General features: G+C 51.9%; 14 protein-coding genes. 3 read left to right on the forward strand and 11 right to left on the reverse strand.

All coding sequences use genetic code 11. The annotated features are described in order from the left end of the window. Positions 1 to 363: 363 nt before the first annotated feature. The 9 genes from ccrud_RS12175 to ccrud_RS12215 all read right to left on the reverse strand — a co-directional run bounded on the left by ccrud_RS12175 (position 364) and on the right by ccrud_RS12215 (position 9,887). Positions 364 to 1,908, reverse strand: coding sequence for a polyamine aminopropyltransferase (locus tag ccrud_RS12175; RefSeq protein ID WP_066568139.1), 1,545 nt, complete (start codon positions 1,906 to 1,908; stop codon positions 364 to 366). Continuing rightward, on the reverse strand, positions 1,896 to 2,321 hold the full coding sequence (locus tag ccrud_RS12180; RefSeq protein ID WP_066568140.1) for a DUF350 domain-containing protein: 426 nt from the start codon (positions 2,319 to 2,321) through the stop codon (positions 1,896 to 1,898). Before ccrud_RS12180 ends, ccrud_RS12175 begins: the two co-directional genes overlap by 13 nt. Positions 2,322 to 2,340: 19 nt before the next feature. After that, positions 2,341 to 2,754, reverse strand: a complete 414-nt coding sequence (locus ccrud_RS12185) for a DUF4247 domain-containing protein (protein WP_066568141.1) — start codon at positions 2,752 to 2,754, stop codon at positions 2,341 to 2,343. Further along, entirely contained in the window at positions 2,751 to 3,251 is a 501-nt protein-coding gene (locus ccrud_RS12190) for a DUF2617 family protein (RefSeq protein ID WP_066568153.1), read from the reverse strand. The genes ccrud_RS12185 and ccrud_RS12190 overlap by 4 nt, the downstream gene beginning before the upstream one ends. Continuing rightward, on the reverse strand, positions 3,251 to 3,859 hold the full coding sequence (locus tag ccrud_RS12195; RefSeq protein WP_066568158.1) for a DUF4178 domain-containing protein: 609 nt from the start codon (positions 3,857 to 3,859) through the stop codon (positions 3,251 to 3,253). Before ccrud_RS12195 ends, ccrud_RS12190 begins: the two co-directional genes overlap by 1 nt. A gap of 66 nt (positions 3,860 to 3,925) precedes the next feature. Continuing rightward, positions 3,926 to 4,807 (reverse strand): PRD domain-containing protein, encoded by an 882-nt coding sequence (locus ccrud_RS12200; RefSeq protein ID WP_066568170.1) that lies wholly within the window; start codon positions 4,805 to 4,807, stop codon positions 3,926 to 3,928. A 15-nt stretch (positions 4,808 to 4,822) separates the two neighbouring features. Next, positions 4,823 to 6,241, reverse strand: coding sequence for a glycoside hydrolase family 1 protein (locus ccrud_RS12205; RefSeq protein WP_066568179.1), 1,419 nt, complete (start codon positions 6,239 to 6,241; stop codon positions 4,823 to 4,825). A gap of 93 nt (positions 6,242 to 6,334) precedes the next feature. Beyond that, positions 6,335 to 8,347: a beta-glucoside-specific PTS transporter subunit IIABC gene (locus ccrud_RS12210; RefSeq protein ID WP_066568189.1), complete on the reverse strand. Its 2,013-nt coding sequence runs from the start codon at positions 8,345 to 8,347 to the stop codon at positions 6,335 to 6,337. A gap of 304 nt (positions 8,348 to 8,651) precedes the next feature. Continuing rightward, complete coding sequence (locus ccrud_RS12215) at positions 8,652 to 9,887, reverse strand: NAD(P)/FAD-dependent oxidoreductase (RefSeq protein ID WP_066568191.1); 1,236 nt, start codon at positions 9,885 to 9,887, stop codon at positions 8,652 to 8,654. A gap of 252 nt (positions 9,888 to 10,139) precedes the next feature. Between ccrud_RS12215 and ccrud_RS12220 the strand changes: the two genes are divergently transcribed. From ccrud_RS12220 to ccrud_RS12230, 3 genes are all read left to right on the forward strand, one after another. After that, the gene (locus ccrud_RS12220) at positions 10,140 to 10,430 is read left to right on the forward strand and encodes a rhodanese-like domain-containing protein (protein ID WP_066568193.1); all 291 of its coding nucleotides are present in this window, start codon (positions 10,140 to 10,142) and stop codon (positions 10,428 to 10,430) included. 291 nt (positions 10,431 to 10,721) lie between these two features. Continuing rightward, positions 10,722 to 11,168 carry a MarR family winged helix-turn-helix transcriptional regulator gene (locus ccrud_RS12225; protein WP_066568201.1) on the forward strand — a complete coding sequence of 149 codons (447 nt, stop codon included), beginning with the start codon at positions 10,722 to 10,724 and terminating at the stop codon, positions 11,166 to 11,168. Between the two features lie 7 nt (positions 11,169 to 11,175). Next, positions 11,176 to 15,060 (forward strand): Pls/PosA family non-ribosomal peptide synthetase, encoded by a 3,885-nt coding sequence (locus ccrud_RS12230; RefSeq protein ID WP_066568203.1) that lies wholly within the window; start codon positions 11,176 to 11,178, stop codon positions 15,058 to 15,060. A 49-nt stretch (positions 15,061 to 15,109) separates the two neighbouring features. Here ccrud_RS12230 and ccrud_RS12235 read toward each other — a convergent pair whose 3' ends face one another. Both ccrud_RS12235 and ccrud_RS12240 read right to left on the reverse strand, forming a co-directional pair. Then, positions 15,110 to 16,690 (reverse strand): succinic semialdehyde dehydrogenase, encoded by a 1,581-nt coding sequence (locus ccrud_RS12235; protein WP_066568205.1) that lies wholly within the window; start codon positions 16,688 to 16,690, stop codon positions 15,110 to 15,112. A gap of 58 nt (positions 16,691 to 16,748) precedes the next feature. Beyond that, complete coding sequence (locus ccrud_RS12240) at positions 16,749 to 17,333, reverse strand: TetR/AcrR family transcriptional regulator (protein WP_066568207.1); 585 nt, start codon at positions 17,331 to 17,333, stop codon at positions 16,749 to 16,751. Positions 17,334 to 17,372: the final 39 nt, after the last annotated feature.

Below are 17,372 nucleotides of genomic sequence, written 5' to 3' on the forward strand. Positions count from 1 at the left end.
TGAGAGGGTGCGCAGCTTTTTGTATGTCAGTGCGCTGTTGGACCGGTCGGAGGTGACAAGATTTCAGATTTTTCCTGTGCGCTTGGCGCCTGTGGCTGGTTGTCTGGGCTCAGACCAAATGAGAGTGCCCACGGCAGCTCAAAGCTCGACCCGTGGGCACTGTGGTCTGGTTATCTGCTCTGGAAACCAGTCACAGGTGCCCAAATCTCCCAAAATATAGGTCTGTGGGCACTCTCATTTGGTCGGGTTAAAAATACTGCTCAAAGCCTAAAAATAGTGCCCTCGTAGAATGCGATTTAAGAGCCTTTCAAAGCTTCAGCAATACAAATACTCATTCGATAAACTCGACGCTTTAAATCAGCGCTACTGCTCCCCTGATTCGCGGTAGCCCCTGCGCAGATCTTCCACGACTCGGGGATGATCCAATGTGGACGGCTCGAGGTCTTTCGGCTGATTATCCATGCCAAATACAGAAGCCGCTGCCAGCACCTCATCGTTTAAGAAACTCAACGAAGGTGTATCTGACCGAAGTTCTAATTCCATCTCTGCAGGCCCGCATAATTGAAAACCCCAGTCCCCGAATGTGGGAACATGCACATGATATGGGATTATTTGTTCACAGCCAGCCGACTGCAACGTAGCCCGGACACGCCAAAACACATCGGGAGTGGTGTACGCGCTTGAAGATTGCACGACCATCCGTCCACCATCATTGAGCCGAGCGAGCGCCAGAGTATAAAACTCTTCGGAATAAAGCCTGGCCATGGTGTCATTGTTGGGATCTGGCAGATCGATAATGATGGAATCATACTGTTCGCCATTGTTGCCACCGGATCTAAGCCAGGTGAAGGCATCATCAACGATAATTGAGACCCGGGGATCTTCCATTGCACCGCCATTGTCAGTGCGCAGAATGGTATTTGCCACGGAGATTACTTCCGGGTCGAGTTCTACTTGCGTAATTTTCATCTCTGGAAAACGCAGTAATTCTCTCGCAGCGAGTCCATCCCCGCCACCGATAATCAACACGGATTCTGCATCTGGGCTCAAGCTTGGATAGACCAAGGATTCCGTATATCTATGCTGGTCACGAGTAGAGTATTGCAATCCGCCATTAAGATAAAGGCGTCGATCTTTGCCACGTTCGGTCACCACAATGTCTTGGTAATCCGATTGATGCGCATAGATGACAGGATCTCGGTACAGCTGAGCCCTGGCAGTGGCAACGATTCCCTCGGACTTCACCAATACAGTAGCAAGAGCAGCGATAGCCACTAACAATGCAATCACTGAGGTAATAAAATGCGTACGCGGAAGCAAATGTCGAAGCAGCACACAGCCTACGAAAAGTGCTGCGATCAAATTAATCATTCCGGCAGCTGCAGCACCGCGCATCATGCCCAGCCACGGAAGCAGGATGAATGGCCATGCGAGTCCGCCTAAAAGCGCACCCAAATAATCAGCAGCATTGAGTGTTGCTACCAAGGATCCAGTAGTTCGAGCATCTGCAAGACGACCTTGTTGGATCATGGTCATGAGCAGTGGAAGTTCGGCACCGACTAAAACACCGATCGCTGCAGTAGCCAGAACCAAAACCCAGAGGGACTGTCCGATGGTTGCAAAGGTGAAATACAGCACCAGCGCGGAACAACCACCGACGAGGCCAAGGAGTGTTTCCACACCCAGAAATGTTTGTGCTGGCCATTTCAAAAAGGGTTTAACCAGCAAGGCACCAAGTCCAAGAGCTGCCACGTAGCCTGCGACGATGAGGGAAGTTTCTACAATTCCGCCACCGTTCAAACTGGTGGACAGTGACACCAGAGCTAGCTCATAAACCAGCCCCGATGCCGCACAGATGGAGACAGAAACTAATAACAGCCAGCGCCAAATAGGGCCTAGATCAGACATGCAGCGTTTACTGCTCCCACCACAACCAAAATGACTGCTGCCACGACTGCGCCGGAGCGCAGTTTTGGATCTTCTACGAGGTCACGGAATCGGCCTGGGATAACGGCTTCCAAAATCACCATGACCACCACTTGAATCAGGAGGCCAAGGACACCAAACACTGCTGTCTCCAGCAAGCCTTCGGACAAGATATCCGAAGATGTCAGAACGGCGGTGACCACGATGATACCGATGGACATCTGTTGCGCTGCGGTGATAACTGCCGCGTTGGGCAGGTGGTGCACAAACACTAATTCGTGTAGTTTTCCGGGCGTAATCAGATCAAGAATGACAAAGCCTACGACCAGAATGACGGCGGCAAGCACGAAATACGCGAGGGTGCCTACGACACCGTCGACAAGATATTCACTCATAATTACTTTCTATGTGACGCTATTTCACTCCACCGCCGGAACCGGAGGATCCGCCGCTGGAGCTACTTGGTGAAGAGGGACCAAAGCCGCCACCGAGCCAAATGAAGGCACCGCTGTTGACGCGTCCAAGACCTTCCACCGTGACGGTGCATTCGGGGGTTCCTTCACCCTGAACGATGATCAGATTCTTGCGATACCGCAGGTAGGTATCACCTGTTGCCGGGTCAGTGGCACGCTCTGCCGGCTTAGACATGCTCACGATTTGATCCGCAACGCCTGTTTCATTGGCACAAGAATAAGTTCCATTAGAACCTGGCCAACGCTCGGAGATTTGGCTGCCCACAGCAGGCTTCGCGATAATCGCAGCAAATAGGCACAGCACTGCTAAAAACAGCAGGATAAACCCTATGCTTCGGTAATTGCGAGAGCTCATGGTTTGTAAATGCTCCTCGTGCTCACAATTGTGAGTTCTTCTGGGTAGAGGTGATAGCTAAACCATTCCCACACGTCCTCCAAGAATTCAGCGGTGAGCGCAGTGAGGTGATGAGGGGTAGGTCCAGGGAAACTAGCGATCAACCATTCCTCGCCACCTTGAGAGATTTCCTCGGCTGCTCGCACGAAATCCTCTTCAGAAAGCACTGCCACATTGGTTTGCAGCAGGTAGTTTTCCCGCGTGATGCTCTCAGGCAATGGCCAACGAGCATCCTCTGATTGTGCTGCATGGCAGGAAATTTCTTCCCGGAAACTCCCTTCGGAGGTTTCTACGGTGACCACATGCGAGCCGCCAATCACCGCTAAATGGCAGGTGGTGGGGTGTGGGGATGCGTCGATAAGCTTATCAGCAAGCACCTCCGGCAATTCCCCATTCCAGCTCACGCCAAGCGCTTCGGCGTTGACGTCTGTTGGTGCGCAATCTATGTGATGCATCATTATGCCTCGGGTGCTGGATAGACGATAAGTTCACCGGGCAGCACTTTCCACCCGAGTGAGACTTCAAATGGACCATCGGAGCCAAAACGCTCAAAGCTGAGTAATTTTTCTCCGCCGGTTTCTGCAAGATCCCAATACTCAAACTCACCTTGGTCAGCGACGCCGGTGGTGCCCTCAGAAACGAAGGAACCCACACCAGATTCTGTCTTGCGGTAACGCACGCCCTCCACGGTGATTTCATGCGTTGGTGCTGTGGCTAAATCTGGGCGAGAAATCCACCAACCAAGGTTCAACTGACCCTCATCGTATTCCACGCTGAGGTACTCACTGCCTTTGCCTCCATCCAGCAGATATTCATGCCAAATGTATTGACCTTGCCGAAGCTGAATAGCACCACGACACACATAATCCACACCACCGCGGGAAATAATTGCGCCAGGGCCTAAAACTCGAGCGTTGAAAGTATCAGAACCATCAGCAAATTTCAGCGGATCTTGACGTTGGCGAGGGGGCTGCGGTTCGCTCTTTTTCTTCTGTGCAGAAAGATAAAAGAACACCACAGCAATGATGACTAAAATGACGGCCAGGATAAGCCATGTCAGATTCATGCGAAACTCCCATGAGGTGTTTTGGGTTCGGTACGTGCCAATCCTACAGACCGGCACGCCCTCCCTTTATCGCGGTGACTTCATCAAACGCGCTATATGCAACGCCAAATACACTGCTTCATCTTCTGAGCAGGTGGTATCCAACTCCAACTGCAGCATCATGATCACTTTTCCGGCGATGGAAAACGACACTGGATATTCATCCGCCACCTTGGAAGACAGACTGATAAGCCCCTTCTCCGCCTCATGTGCTTTACCTTCCCGCCCGATCAAGCGCTGCAAAAGAAAACGCAGATGAGTAATAAATCGGGCAGCCGTCATGGAATCCCGATCAATCTCTTGATCCGGCAAAGCAGCCTCCACCACATCAAAAACCTTGGTGAGCAACGTGGTGAGCTGGGCAGTCCTCGCCATCGAATCCTGCCGAGTGTTCTGCGCAAACTGCGCATTAACCACGTGCAAGGCCAACGACACTGCCTCTTCTTCCGGCAAACTCACCCGAGTTGTGCTTTTGATATGTGCCAATGCCTTATGCCCGAAAGCGAACTCGCGGGGATAAAACTGGCTGACCTCCCAGCGCAACGGATTTGGCAGATAAATCCCCTGAGCTGCACGATCAATAGCAAAGCGAATATGGTCCGCCATTGCCACCACCGTGGAATCCGGAATTGTCACATCACACATGAACTCCGCGGTTTCTGCCAGCTCACGAGCCAAAGAAATGATCTCCGGATTGAGCTCCGCAATCAACCGTGCCAACTGCTCAGGAGGCTGGATCGCCGATGGATGGAAATACTCCTGCACCGCATCAGGCTGAACAGCAGCACCACGGGCACGCCCAAACCCAAGCCCACGGCCCAATAACACAGCCCTATCTGACCCGTTCTCAGCTAGGACCACATTGTTGTTGAAGACTTGAATAATCTTCCAAGCGGAAGTGCTCACCATAATCTCTCGTAATTCTTACTCAGGCGTACTTAATGCCTTATTGGCGATCACGCCTTGGTACCAGAAGAAAGAGTCCTTCCGGATACGCGCCAAAGACTTCAGATCCGAATCCGTGCGATCAACATAAATGAATCCATAACGCTTGGCTACACCTTGGTGGGTCGACACCAAATCGATAGCCGACCACGGGCAGTAACCAAACATTTCAACGCCCTCTGCAAGAGCATATTGGATCTGTTCAATATGCTTGGCTAAATATTCAATGCGGTAATCATCATGAACGCGGCCGTCCTCAGTCAAGGTGTCGAATTCACCGAGTCCGTTTTCCGTCAAGATCATGGGCAAACGGTAGCGGTACCAAATCTGGCGCATGACGGTACGGAAACCATTCGGATCAATGCCCCATCCAAAGTTGGTGATCTCCAGGTGAGTGTTCTTTACTGCCTTGTATAGGCCCTTCTCACCCCAGGCGATCTGCTGGTCACCGCTGCCATCATTGATTTCTTCACCTTCCCCAATCGCAGCCACGGTTTGAGAGTTGTAGTAATTGAAAGCAATGAAATCAGGCTTGGCGGCCTTCATGATCTCCATGTCACCGTCCTCAATCGTGGGTTCCCAACCGCGCTCAGTCAGGTACGCCCATGCGATGCCGTTGTATTCACCGCGAACAGCCAAATCCAGGTACAGCCAGTTGCGAATTGCCCACCAATTATCAGCAGTCACCACATCTTGTGGAGCCTCAGTTGCTGCGTACACAGGAGCGATGTTGGGGGCAGGTCCAATCAGAGCATCATCCAACATCTCGTGGCAGGCAATCATCGCTTTGGCCTGAGCTACAAACATATTGTGATTCTGCTGGTACAGATCCTTCTTTGCTTCCAAGCCGCGAAGCTTGGTGGTTCCCAAGGCATCGCCGTGCAGAATCATCATGTTTTGCTCATTGATGGTCAGCCAGCGCTTTACCTTTGATCCATATTCACGGAACAAAATCTTAGCGAAACGCTCAAAAGCATCAATGGTGTCGCGGCTTCCCCAGCCACCCTTGTCATCCAACGCTGCTGGAAGATCAAAGTGGTACATGGTCACTAGTGGTTCAATGCCGTATTTCAGGAGCTCATCAATAAGGCGGTGGTAGAAGGCGATACCCGCAGGGTTTTCCTCACCATCGCCATCAGGAATAATACGAGTCCACGCGATAGAGAAACGGTAGGTTTTAAGACCCAACTCCGCGAACAGTGCAACGTCCTCTTCCACGTGGTGGTAAGTATCGGTTGCCACGGTGTAATCGCACGTACCCTCTGGGTAGCTTTCGCGGACATCGATCACCGAAGGTCCCTTGCCATCTTCATTCCACGCACCTTCAGTTTGGTACGCAGAGGTAGATGCTCCCCACAGGAAGTCTTCTGGGAATGGAGGAAGTTTAGAAATGTGCATAGTTACCGAAATCTTTCTGTATTAATGCAAGTATGTGGACTCGTGCCAAGATTCCTTCCCTAACCCTAGAGATGAAGAAGGAATCCGATGGTTTTAAGCGTGTGCTGTTAGTTGAGCTGTTGGGTCTGCAGAGGTGTCAGCAGGCTGAACCTGAATCAACTCCTTACCGATGTCCACTGGGCCGAACTCCGTAGAGGTTTCAACGTTAAATTTAGAGGAATTTGTCACCAGCATGATCGTTGACGGATCCAAACCCTTTTCGCGGAGCAGCTCCAAATCAACTTCTGCCAAGAGATCTCCAGCTTTAACGCTCTCACCTCGTTGAACATGGGTGATAAAACCTTCGCCAGCAAGGGAAACCGTATCGATGCCGATGTGGATGAGCACGTCCACTCCCCCAGCAGCCCTAAGTCCGAAAGCATGACCGGTTTTCATGGCTACTTTCACTACTGCATCGCATGGAGCGTAGATTTTTCCAGTGGTTGGCAGAACAGCGATGCCGTCACCCATTTTTCCACTGCGGAATACTGGATCGTTTACTTCAGTCAAGGACAGCAAGGTGCCTTCCACCGGAGCGTTCAAAGTGACGGAGGTGAGCTCGCTTTCCGTGGCAGGTGCAGTTTCTTCTGAATCTGCTGCCGCATCAACCTCTGCTGCCAACTTCTGATCTGCTGCTGCAGCGGCATCCTTTGCCAGGTCTTCTTTTGTCATTCCAAAGAAATAAGTAAGGACAGCTGCGAGAACGAAAGACACTGCGGTGCCACCAACTAGCCAGCCGATGGTGTTGTTGGTACCGGAAGGATCAATGCCGATTGGAAGAGTCAACAGACCTGGTGCGCCAGTTCCATAAACCATGGTGGAGGTTGCACCGATGATCGCGCCACCCACACCTGCAGAGATCACAGCGATAACAAAAGGACGCTTTCGAGGAAGAGTCACACCGTAGACGGCAGGTTCTGTAATTCCGAAAATGCCGGCAAGTGCTGCTGAACCCGACAGTGCTTTTTGCTGTTTGTCGCGGAGTCGAAGGAACAGACCAAACGCTGCACCAGCTTGGGACAGCACTGCAGGGAAACACGCCGCCTTAAGTGGGTCGAACCCGTTGATGGAAATGTTGTTGATGAATACTGGGACGATACCCCAGTGCACTCCAAAGATAACCATGATCTGCCACAACATCGCAATGAGAATGCCGGAAACAATTGGGGAGAAATCGTAAGCCGATTGCAGGATCGCTGCCAAACCGTCGCCGAGCCATACACCTGCAGGTCCAAGTGTTGCCAAGGTAAGTGGCACCATGACAGCCAATACAACCATGGGAAGGATGAAGTTTCGGATCGACTCGTGCAGCACTTTAGCCACTTGGCGTTCCAGCAGCGACTGCACCCACACTGCGATGATGATCGGAATAACAGTGGAGGTATAAGACTGCAGGACTACTGGGATGCCTAAGAAGGTGACGTCATTGCCAGCCTTTTGGAAAGCCAACAAAGTCATTGATTGAACTTCACCATCAACCAATACTGTTACTGCCTGGAGCTGCGTGTACAACAACGCACCAGCGAGGGCTACCGAAGTGAAGACATTGGCACCAAATTTACGTGCCGCGGTAATCGCCAAAATGATCGGCAAGAACATGAAGAAGGCGTCGCCTGCAGCATAAAGAATTTGATAAGTGGTGGACGTGGTATCCACCCAGTGTGCAGCAGCGGCAACAGCGAGAAGGCCTTTGAGGATACCGACACCAGCCATTGGGCCCAGAATCGGAGCAAAGATGGAAGAGACGATATCAACAGCTTTGCCGAGGAAGTTTCCAGAACCTCCACCTTGCGCAACACCTTCTGAATCTGCGGTGATCGATGCAGGCAGTGCTGCATAAACCAGAGGAACGTTATTACCAATCACGACTTGGAACTGACCACCGGATTCCACCACGGTGATAACACCTGGCAGCTTCTTAATATCGTCATCGTTCGCTTTGGAGCGATCTTTGAGCACGAACCTCAGACGAGTTGCGCAGTGAACAACCGAGGAAACGTTGTCTTCCCCACCGATGCGCGACATTATCTCACCCGAAAGGGCTTGATAATCCACTTTTGTGGCCATGATGGACCTCCCTTAAAACTTTTAAGGACTGCTTTCCATCCGTTTCTGAAATGCAAAAAACCTGGCCACCGGTGGTGAAAATGCGTCCCAAAAAAGGAGGCACATTCAGCGTTTGGTGACCAGGTTTTGCTTCCAGTGACTGGAATAACAACCCTGATAGACTGTTGCTTATGTAACTAAAATTTACTCTAGATCAAATCTTCCGAAAAATGCAAGAGCGATTTCCAACCCACCCCGCATCCAGACAAGAAAAGGCCACGCCCACCCTTTCAAAAAAGGGCAGCATGGCCATCACACACACTGCTTAGAGCTCTGAATAAGGAACTTCTAGATCCACTAACTTCTCGGTGTCCACGCTCTTACCTGATGCGATGAGTGGTTTAACTTGGTCAGGAACATCCCACACATTCACGTTCATCGCGGCGAGGATTCGGTTCTCAGCATCAACCCAGAAGGCGACAAACTCTCGTGTTTCAAGGTCTCCACGGATGAATACCTTCTCCTGCGAACCGGTGGCATGGCCGACGTATTCACAGCCCAAATCGAATTGATCCGTGAAGAAGTAGGGCAGGTTGGTGAACTCTGTCTCTACGCCGAGCAGGGATTTTGCTGCGGCGGCCGGTTGATTCAACGCGGTGGCCCAGTGCTCGACTCGGATGCGGTGGCCTAGAACTGGGTGATCGTGGTTGGCGATATCTCCAATGGCATAGATATCAGGGTCGCTGGTACGTAAAGTTGCATCCACCAAAACACCATTGTCGGTATCAAGGCCAGCAGATTCCGCGAGGTCGATCACGGGAACGACACCGATTCCGATGACTATCGCGTCTGCATAAACCACTTCACCATCATCTAATCGCACGCCAACAGCACGACCATCTTCTGTGACAATGTCAGTAATTTTCACCTCTGTGCGCAGATCAACACCGTTTGCCACGTGCAGGTCAGCAAAGACTTGCGCAACAGTTTCACCAAGGACTTTCAGAAGTGGGAGCTTTCCACCTTCCAAAACAGTGACATCGGTGCCGGCACCTCGTGCTGCTGAGGCAACTTCGAGTCCGATCCAACCGCCGCCAATGAGCACGAGCTTTTTGCCTTCGCCGAAGGTTCCCTTGATCGCATCGGAGTCTTCCACGGTGCGTAAGTAGTGCACGTTGGAGGCATCAGCTCCTGGTAAAGGAAGTTTTCGCACTGCTGAACCCGTAGCAAGAACCAGTTTGTCGTAGTCGATGGTCTCAACGTTTCCGCCATCATCAACGGTGACCTGATGGGAGCCAGCATCAATTGCTGTCGCTCGCACACCTTGACGCAAGATGACATTGTGTTCTTGATACCACTCAGCTGAATGGACAATCGCCTTGTCAAAGCCCACTTTTCCAGCCATGTAGCCCTTTGACAGTGGCGGACGTTCATAAGGCAGATGATCTTCTCCCGCGATGAGCGTGATGGAGCCTTCATGCCCATTTTCACGCAGTGCCTCTGCCGTCTTCGCTCCGGCTAAACCACCGCCGATGATGACGATATTCTGTGGTGTTCTCATGCTGTACTCCTAGTCCCTAAAAGTGGACGGTCAGGCGCAAGGTCGACCGCATGGATCTATCCGCCATGCTAGTTAAATGCAGGAAAGCCCCGGTGAGCACGATAAATACCCGGCCCCAATTGGGGGTGTGAGGCACGTAACTATCCCACACTCAAACTAAAACACCAGACTTCTCGCAATCATCTGGAGTGACGACTAACCTTTGGGGACAAACTATTTCAAGTATTTATTCAACAAAGGAGTTCTTCTCACATGAAGGAAGTAGCAGTCAACGAAGTCCCAACAGGCGCACAGCTGATTGATGTTCGTGAGACCGATGAATACGCAGAGGTTCGCGCGCAAGGTGCCGTCAACATTCCTATGAGCGAGTTCGTTGGCCGCATTGATGAGATCGATTTGGACCGCGATGTTTATGTCATTTGCAAGCTGGGTGGACGCTCCGCTCAGGTTGCTGAATACCTTGAACAGCGTGGCATTGAGGCCATCAATGTAAACGGTGGCACCGACGGATGGGTCGCTGCAGGACTACCTACAGAGGCATAAAACCTCACATCCAAAAAGATCCCGGTATCTAAATTCACGTCAGATACCGGGATTTTTCATGCCCACAAAGCTACCAACAAAGCCTCCTACAAAGCCCCGAACACACCAACCCTCATAGCCCACCCTCAAGTAGACCTCGAGATTTTTCATTTCAATGCAAAAATAGTTCTAGATCGTACCATTAAAAAACCATGCCCTAACCAGGAATTTTATAAAAATAGCCCAGGAATAAAAATAGTGGGATTCTCCCATAATTCGCGAAGTCCCATTGTTGGAGTTACGCTTATAAACATGGCTACGCATCCAGATATTCCCACCGAGTTATTAGAGTCTCCGAGCTATCAACTTGAGCGGCTTCGGCGTCGCACTCGTGATCATGTAGAGGCCGAATTGGCTAAACATGAGACCACGATGAGGGAATTCTGGACGCTTACATGTCTGGTTCATTCTGATGCTGCAAGTCAGTCAGTTCTCTGTGAGCTGCTGGCCATCGATGCATCGGATATGGTCAGACTCGTTGATTCACTTGAGGTGCGCGGCTGGGCTAAACGGGAACGTGATCCTAAAGACCGTCGTCGCCAAATTGTTGCATCAACAAAGAAGGGAAAAGCCGCCCAAGCGGAGCTGCACAAAGTTGTGCTGGTGGCAGAGGATGCTGCATTGGATGAATCTACATCTAAGCAGTTGAAGCACCTTCGTAAGTTGGCCGCAGCAATTATCTCAACCGAAGAGGACTAAACGAAACGTGGCATTGAGCAGTGTTCCAGCACAGTTCCTCAGGTCCGCGCAGGCTCCGCCGAAGCGCACCTTGTGGAACGTCTTAGAAACCGTGGCCTCCACATATCCTGAGGCCGCAGCAATCGACGATGGCCAGGTGTTGACCTATGCAGAGTTAATGGAAGAAGTCACTGCTTTGGCTGCTTCCATGCATGAGCAGGGAATTCGGCGTGGCGACCGCATTGGTATCCGTATGCCTTCTGGTACGCGTGATCTGTATATCTCTATTTTGGCTACTCTCGCCGCAGGTGCTGCATATGTGCCTGTGGATGCGGATGACCCTGAAGAGCGCGCTGAAATGGTTTTCGGCGAAGCGAATATTAATGCGCTTTTCGATGCTTCCGGCTTCCATATCATCCGCCCAACGGCTGGTGGCGATACCCGCCCTCCGCGCCTGGAAGATACTGCGTGGATTATTTTCACCTCCGGTTCCACTGGAAAGCCTAAGGGCGTGGCAGTTTCCCACCGTTCGGCTGCCGCTTTCGTGGATGCCGAAGCACAAATGTTCTTAGTTGATCACCCTTCCGGACCTCTTGGCCCAGAAGATCGAGTACTTGCAGGTTTGTCTGTAGCCTTTGATGCTTCCTGTGAAGAAATGTGGTTGGCCTGGGGCCATGGCGCCTGTCTTGTGCCGGCGCCCCGCTCCTTGGTGCGTTCCGGAATGGACTTGGGTCCATGGTTGATTCGTCGCGATATCAGCGTTGTCTCCACCGTCCCAACTTTGGCTGGCCTGTGGCCAGCAGAAGCCTTGTCCCAGGTTCGCCTCCTCATCGTCGGCGGTGAAGCCTGCTCACAGGAACTCGTCGAACGCTTATCGACGCCTGACCGCGAGGTGTGGAACACTTACGGCCCGACCGAAGCAACGGTGGTTGCCTGCGGAACTCAACTCTATGCAGGTAAACCAGTAGGAATTGGGCTGCCTTTAGCTGGCTGGGATCTTGTTGTTGTCAATGATGCTGGCGATCCTGTGGAAATCGGCGAAGTCGGCGAACTGGTCATCGGCGGTGTGGGTCTTGCTCGTTATCTTGATCCAGAAAAAGATCGCGAAAAGTATGCACCTCTGAAATCTGTGGGCTGGTCTCGTGCCTACCGTTCTGGTGACCACGTTCGCTTGGAAGAAGATGGCCTCTACTTTGTGGGCCGTGTTGATGATCAGGTGAAAATCGGCGGTCGACGCATCGAACTCGGCGAAGTGGATGCCAATGTGGCAGCGCTTCCTAATGTGCGTTCTTCTGCTGTCGTGGTGCAAACTACTGGCGCAGACCAAAAAGTACTCGTTGCTTATGTTTCTTTGGAAGATGATTCCACCGCTTTCGATCACGAGAGCGCTGCTAACCGTCTCACCGAAACCATGCCGGCGGCTCTTGTTCCGCGCATCCATGTGATGGACGATCTGCCAGTAACCACCTCTGGCAAGGTAGATAAGAAATCCCTGCCGTGGCCACTTCCTGGCACTGTTGTTGAAGCCAATGATCTCAGTGATACTGAAGCTTGGCTGGCTCAGATGTGGGTGGATATCCTCGGTACGTCTGTGGGCAGCAAGGATGCTGATTTCTTCACACTTGGTGGCACTTCCCTGGCCGCGGCCACACTCGTTGGTCGAGTCCGCGAAAAGGTTCCAACCGCTGCAGTGCGTGATCTTTATGATCATCCTCGTTTGGAAAAATTTGCAGAACGCATTGAAACAATCGCTAGCGATACCGGCATTTCTTTGGAAGCGCCAAACCAGGTTGAGGAACGCGTCGTAAAGCCGGTATCTTTTGGTACTCGTTTTGCACAGACCCTCATTCAGGTTCCGATCATGACGCTTCAAGCTACACAGTGGATCGCATGGCTGTTGCTGGGCAATAACATCATGTCCGCGCTGGGCTTCGAGTGGGCTGTTCATGTGTCCTGGTGGATTGTGCTTGGCATGATTATTGTCTTTGCCACTCCAATTGGGCGTCTTCCCATCGGCGGTTGGGGCGCGCGTTTGATCACCAGAGGACTTACTCCTGGCCAATATCCACGCGGTGGTTCCGTCCACCTGCGTATTTGGGCAGCTGAGCGTTTGGCAGATGCTTCTGGTTCCCGCAATATCTCTGGCGCAACGTGGGTGAACTATTTCGCGCGCGCTTTGGGCGTGAAGATGGGCAGGGGTGTTGATCTCCACTCGCTACCACCGATCACCGGCTTGCTGACCTTGGGCAATAACGTCTCCATTGAGCAGGAAGTAGACCTTCGTGGCTACTGGCTAGACGGCGATATTTTGCACGTTGGCTCCACCGAAGTGCACGATAATGCACGTATTGGTGCACGCTCCACGCTGCTTCCTGGCACAATTATTGGCGAAGGCGCGCACCTGCTGCCTGGTTCCACCGTTACGGGTGATAAGACCATCAAGCCTGGTTCCCGTTGGGCTGGCTCCCCTGCTCAAAAAGTGGGTCGCGCAAAGCACCGCTTCCCAGAATCTCATCCTCCTCGCAATTCACGGTGGGTTCCAGTATTCGGCGCAACCTCCATTGTGTTGTCCCTGCTGCCGTTGATTGCTTTAGGTGCCGGCGCCGCTGTGACCTTGTGGCTGGCCATGCTCTCTCTACTATCTCCTATCTGGGGAGTGCTGGTTTTCTCTGCGGTTGGCGCACTGGCTGCATTCTTCACGTACACCGTAATCATTTGGGTGCTTGTCCGTTTACTGCAGATCGGTATCAAGGGTGGTGGAGTCACTCCTGTGCGCTCCCGCCTGGGCTGGCAGGTATGGGCTGTTGAACGTCTCATGGACGATGCCCGCACCTACCTCTTCCCTCTTTATGCATCCCAGCTGACCCCATTATGGTTCCGCAGCTTAGGTGCCAAGATCGGCAAGGACGTAGAAATCTCTACCGCCGTGATGGTGCCAAAGCTCGCTGATATCCGCGAAGGCGCATTCCTCGCAGATGACACCCTCATCGGTGGCTATGAGCTGGGCAATGGTTGGCTACTCAGTGGTGAAACTCGTGTTGGTAAGCGTTCCTTCCTGGGCAACTCCAGTATCGCGGGCCCAGAGCGCAAGCTGGCGAAGAACTCCCTCGTTGCCGTACTGTCTTCCACTCCGAAAAAGGCGAAGGCGAATTCCAACTGGTGGGGTTCTCCACCAGAGCGCATGCGTCGTGTGACTGTCGAAGTTGATGAGGGCGAAGCAAAGACCTACAACCCTGGTTTCGGCGTGAAATTTGCACGTGGTGTGGTGGAAACTGCCCGACTACTAGCACCAATGACTTCTGGTGTGTTGGTGGCAACCTCACTGCTGCTCATGCAATACCTGCTTCAGGAATTCAACATGTGGATCTCCTGGTTGCTTGGTGGAGTAATCCTCATGGCCGTTGGTGTGCTCGCCATGGCGATCACGGTGCTCGTGAAGTGGGTGTGCGTCGGCAAGCATAAAGCCTCGGAGCATCCGCTCTGGAGCCGCTTTGTCTGGCTCAATGAGCTCCAAGATGCGTTCGTGGAATCTGTGGCCGGTCCATGGTTCCTCATACCAAACCTGGGCCATGGTGCCCTCAACTTAGGCTTGAGCGCACTTGGCGCACACATCGGCCGCGGCGCATGGATTGAGTCCTATTGGCTACCGGAAACCGATCTTTGCTACATCGGCAAGGGCGCTACCGTCGGCCCTGGTGTCGTGGTGCAAACGCACCTCTTCCAGGACCGCGTCATGAGCCTGGATACGGTGACCATCGCTGACGGCGCCACCCTAGCGGACCATTCCGTTGCCCTACCGGCCTCGCTTATCGACGCCTCCGCCACCATCGGCCCAGGCTCTCTGGTGATGCGCGGCGATCAGGTGCCAGCGCATACCCGCTGGCAGGGAAACCCAATTGAACCCTGGATTTAACTCCTAAAACACCAAAAGCCGGATCCTTGAGCCAAGGATCCGGCTTTTGTTATGGCAAAATCTTGAACATTTTACCCAGCTTCAACGCCGTAGCGGCGGTATCTGAATAAACCTTCCGCGGTATCTTTGCAGGTCCTCGCATCGATATCCAGCGTTGCTCTGCCACATTCTTAATTTCTGTGTACTTTAAAATTCCCTCAGCGCCATGTCTCCGTCCCAACCCCGATTGCTTCATGCCGCCTGAAGGTGTGGACACACTAGCCCACGTTGCGGCATAGCCATCATTGATTCCAACAGCTCCCGCTCTCAATCGCCGAGCCACCCAGTTTCCCGTATCACTCGCGGCAAATACGGAAGCATTCAAGCCATAAGAAGTGGCATTCGCCTTTTCTATCGCCTGTTCCAGTGACGCGACCTTTTCGACAAACACCACTGGCCCAAATACTTCTTCCGTACGCAAAGCCGTATGTTCCGCAACATCTACCAAGACCGTTGGTTCATAGAAATACGGACCTAAATCTGCTCGCGCTTTTCCACCGCACAATACGTTTGCGCCTTCTGCCCTAGCTTGCTCAACAAACTGCGACACCCGCGCCACATGGGTTTCACTAATCAACGAACCCATCGCATATTTCCAGTCAAACCCAGCCCCCAAAGGCATTGCTTTAACAGCCTCCACAAAACGAGTAACTACCTCGTCATAGACTTCTTCTTCAACATAGATGCGCTCAATCGACACACAGAGTTGCCCAGAATTAGAGAAACACGCATGTGGAAGATCGGCTATGACCTTGTCTAAGTCAGCATCTTTAGACACAATCAAGGGGTTTTTACCGCCCAATTCGGCAGAGAACCCCACCAAACGCTCCCCCATTTGGCGTCCAAGAATCCGGCCAGTTGCTGTTGAGCCCGTGAACATAAGAAAATCACACTGCTTCGCAATTTCCCCACCCACAACTTCACCGGAGCCAGTAACAACTTGCATCAGTTCAGCCGGAAGCCCTGCCTCAATGAGCAAATGCACCATGATCAGGCAAGAAAACGGTGTCGCAAGATCTGGTTTAGCAACCACTCCATTGCCAGCTAGCAGAGCTGGAACTGCATCAGAAATCCCCAGTGTCAGTGGATAATTCCACGGGGTAATCTGCCCCACCACCCCCTTTGGAACATGCTGCTGCATATTTTTCGTCACTATTGGCAAAGCCCCTGGATGCTTCTTATCCGATAGGAACTTCTCTGCTTTATTGGCGTAATAGCGGGTGGTAATAGCAACATCTAACACTTCATCGGCTGCCGACGCCCGGTTCTTTCCAGTCTCCAGCTGCACGAAATCCATCAACAGCTCACGGTTTTTCAACACCAGATCATGGAATTTCAAGAAAATTCTTTTACGCTCAGACATCGGCATTTCTGCCCACAGCTTCTGTGCGCCTCTGGAGAGCTGAAAAGCTCGACTCACGTCTTGCGCATCCCCCACCAACACCTCACCAATTACTTCACCAGTAAACGGTGCGTCAACGCTTACTCTCTCAGCCACATCCGCTGAGGAAGATTTCATATTGGTAGTGAGATTGAGAAGCTGTTGATGGAGTTCTGCCGGCAGTACTCCGAGTTTAAGACGTGAGTGCATTATTTCATTCTGCTTTCTACCAGTACGCGATCAGCTGCTGGCTCCTATTTGAGAGATTTCACTCCCCAAGGTTTTTCTTCGCCGTTGCTTCTAATCCTGCCATAAAGTTTTCTACTGCCCAGCTGGAATATCCTGGCACCATCTCGGTCACTTTCTCCGGCAGCGGACGCGATACACTGCCCAATCCAAGATGGAACTGTAAAGGTGTTAATTCTTCGGAGACATATCCATGCATGGTTGCCTTTTTAAGTAGTGAAGCTAAAAGATCTTGGAGATCATCCAGAAGAATTGTTCGAATTGCTACAGCTTCAGGATCTTCAGCAAGCGCGACAATAATGCTATCTTTGAGCAAAACCGCTGCCATTTCCGCTAATTGAATAACTGCCTCCCGCCATGCTGCACGTGGATCTGATTCCCAACGCACTTCATTTTTCATCAATATCGCGCTGGCATCACCCAGTATTTTCGGCATAACAGCCTTTAACAGCTCAAATTTCGTTGGAAAATGGCGATGAACAGTAGCAACACCGACGCTCGCTTCAGCTGCGATTTGCCGAAAAGAAATATCAATTCCTTCCCGAAGAATCAACTCTTTTGCAGCTTGTGCGATTATTTCTCGCTTTGCTTGTGCATCTGCGCGCATGTTTCCCCTTGCCTAAAAGCTAAATGGAATGATATGTTC

The organism is Corynebacterium crudilactis (assembly GCF_001643015.1).
Classification (GTDB): Bacteria; Actinomycetota; Actinomycetes; order Mycobacteriales; family Mycobacteriaceae; genus Corynebacterium; species Corynebacterium crudilactis.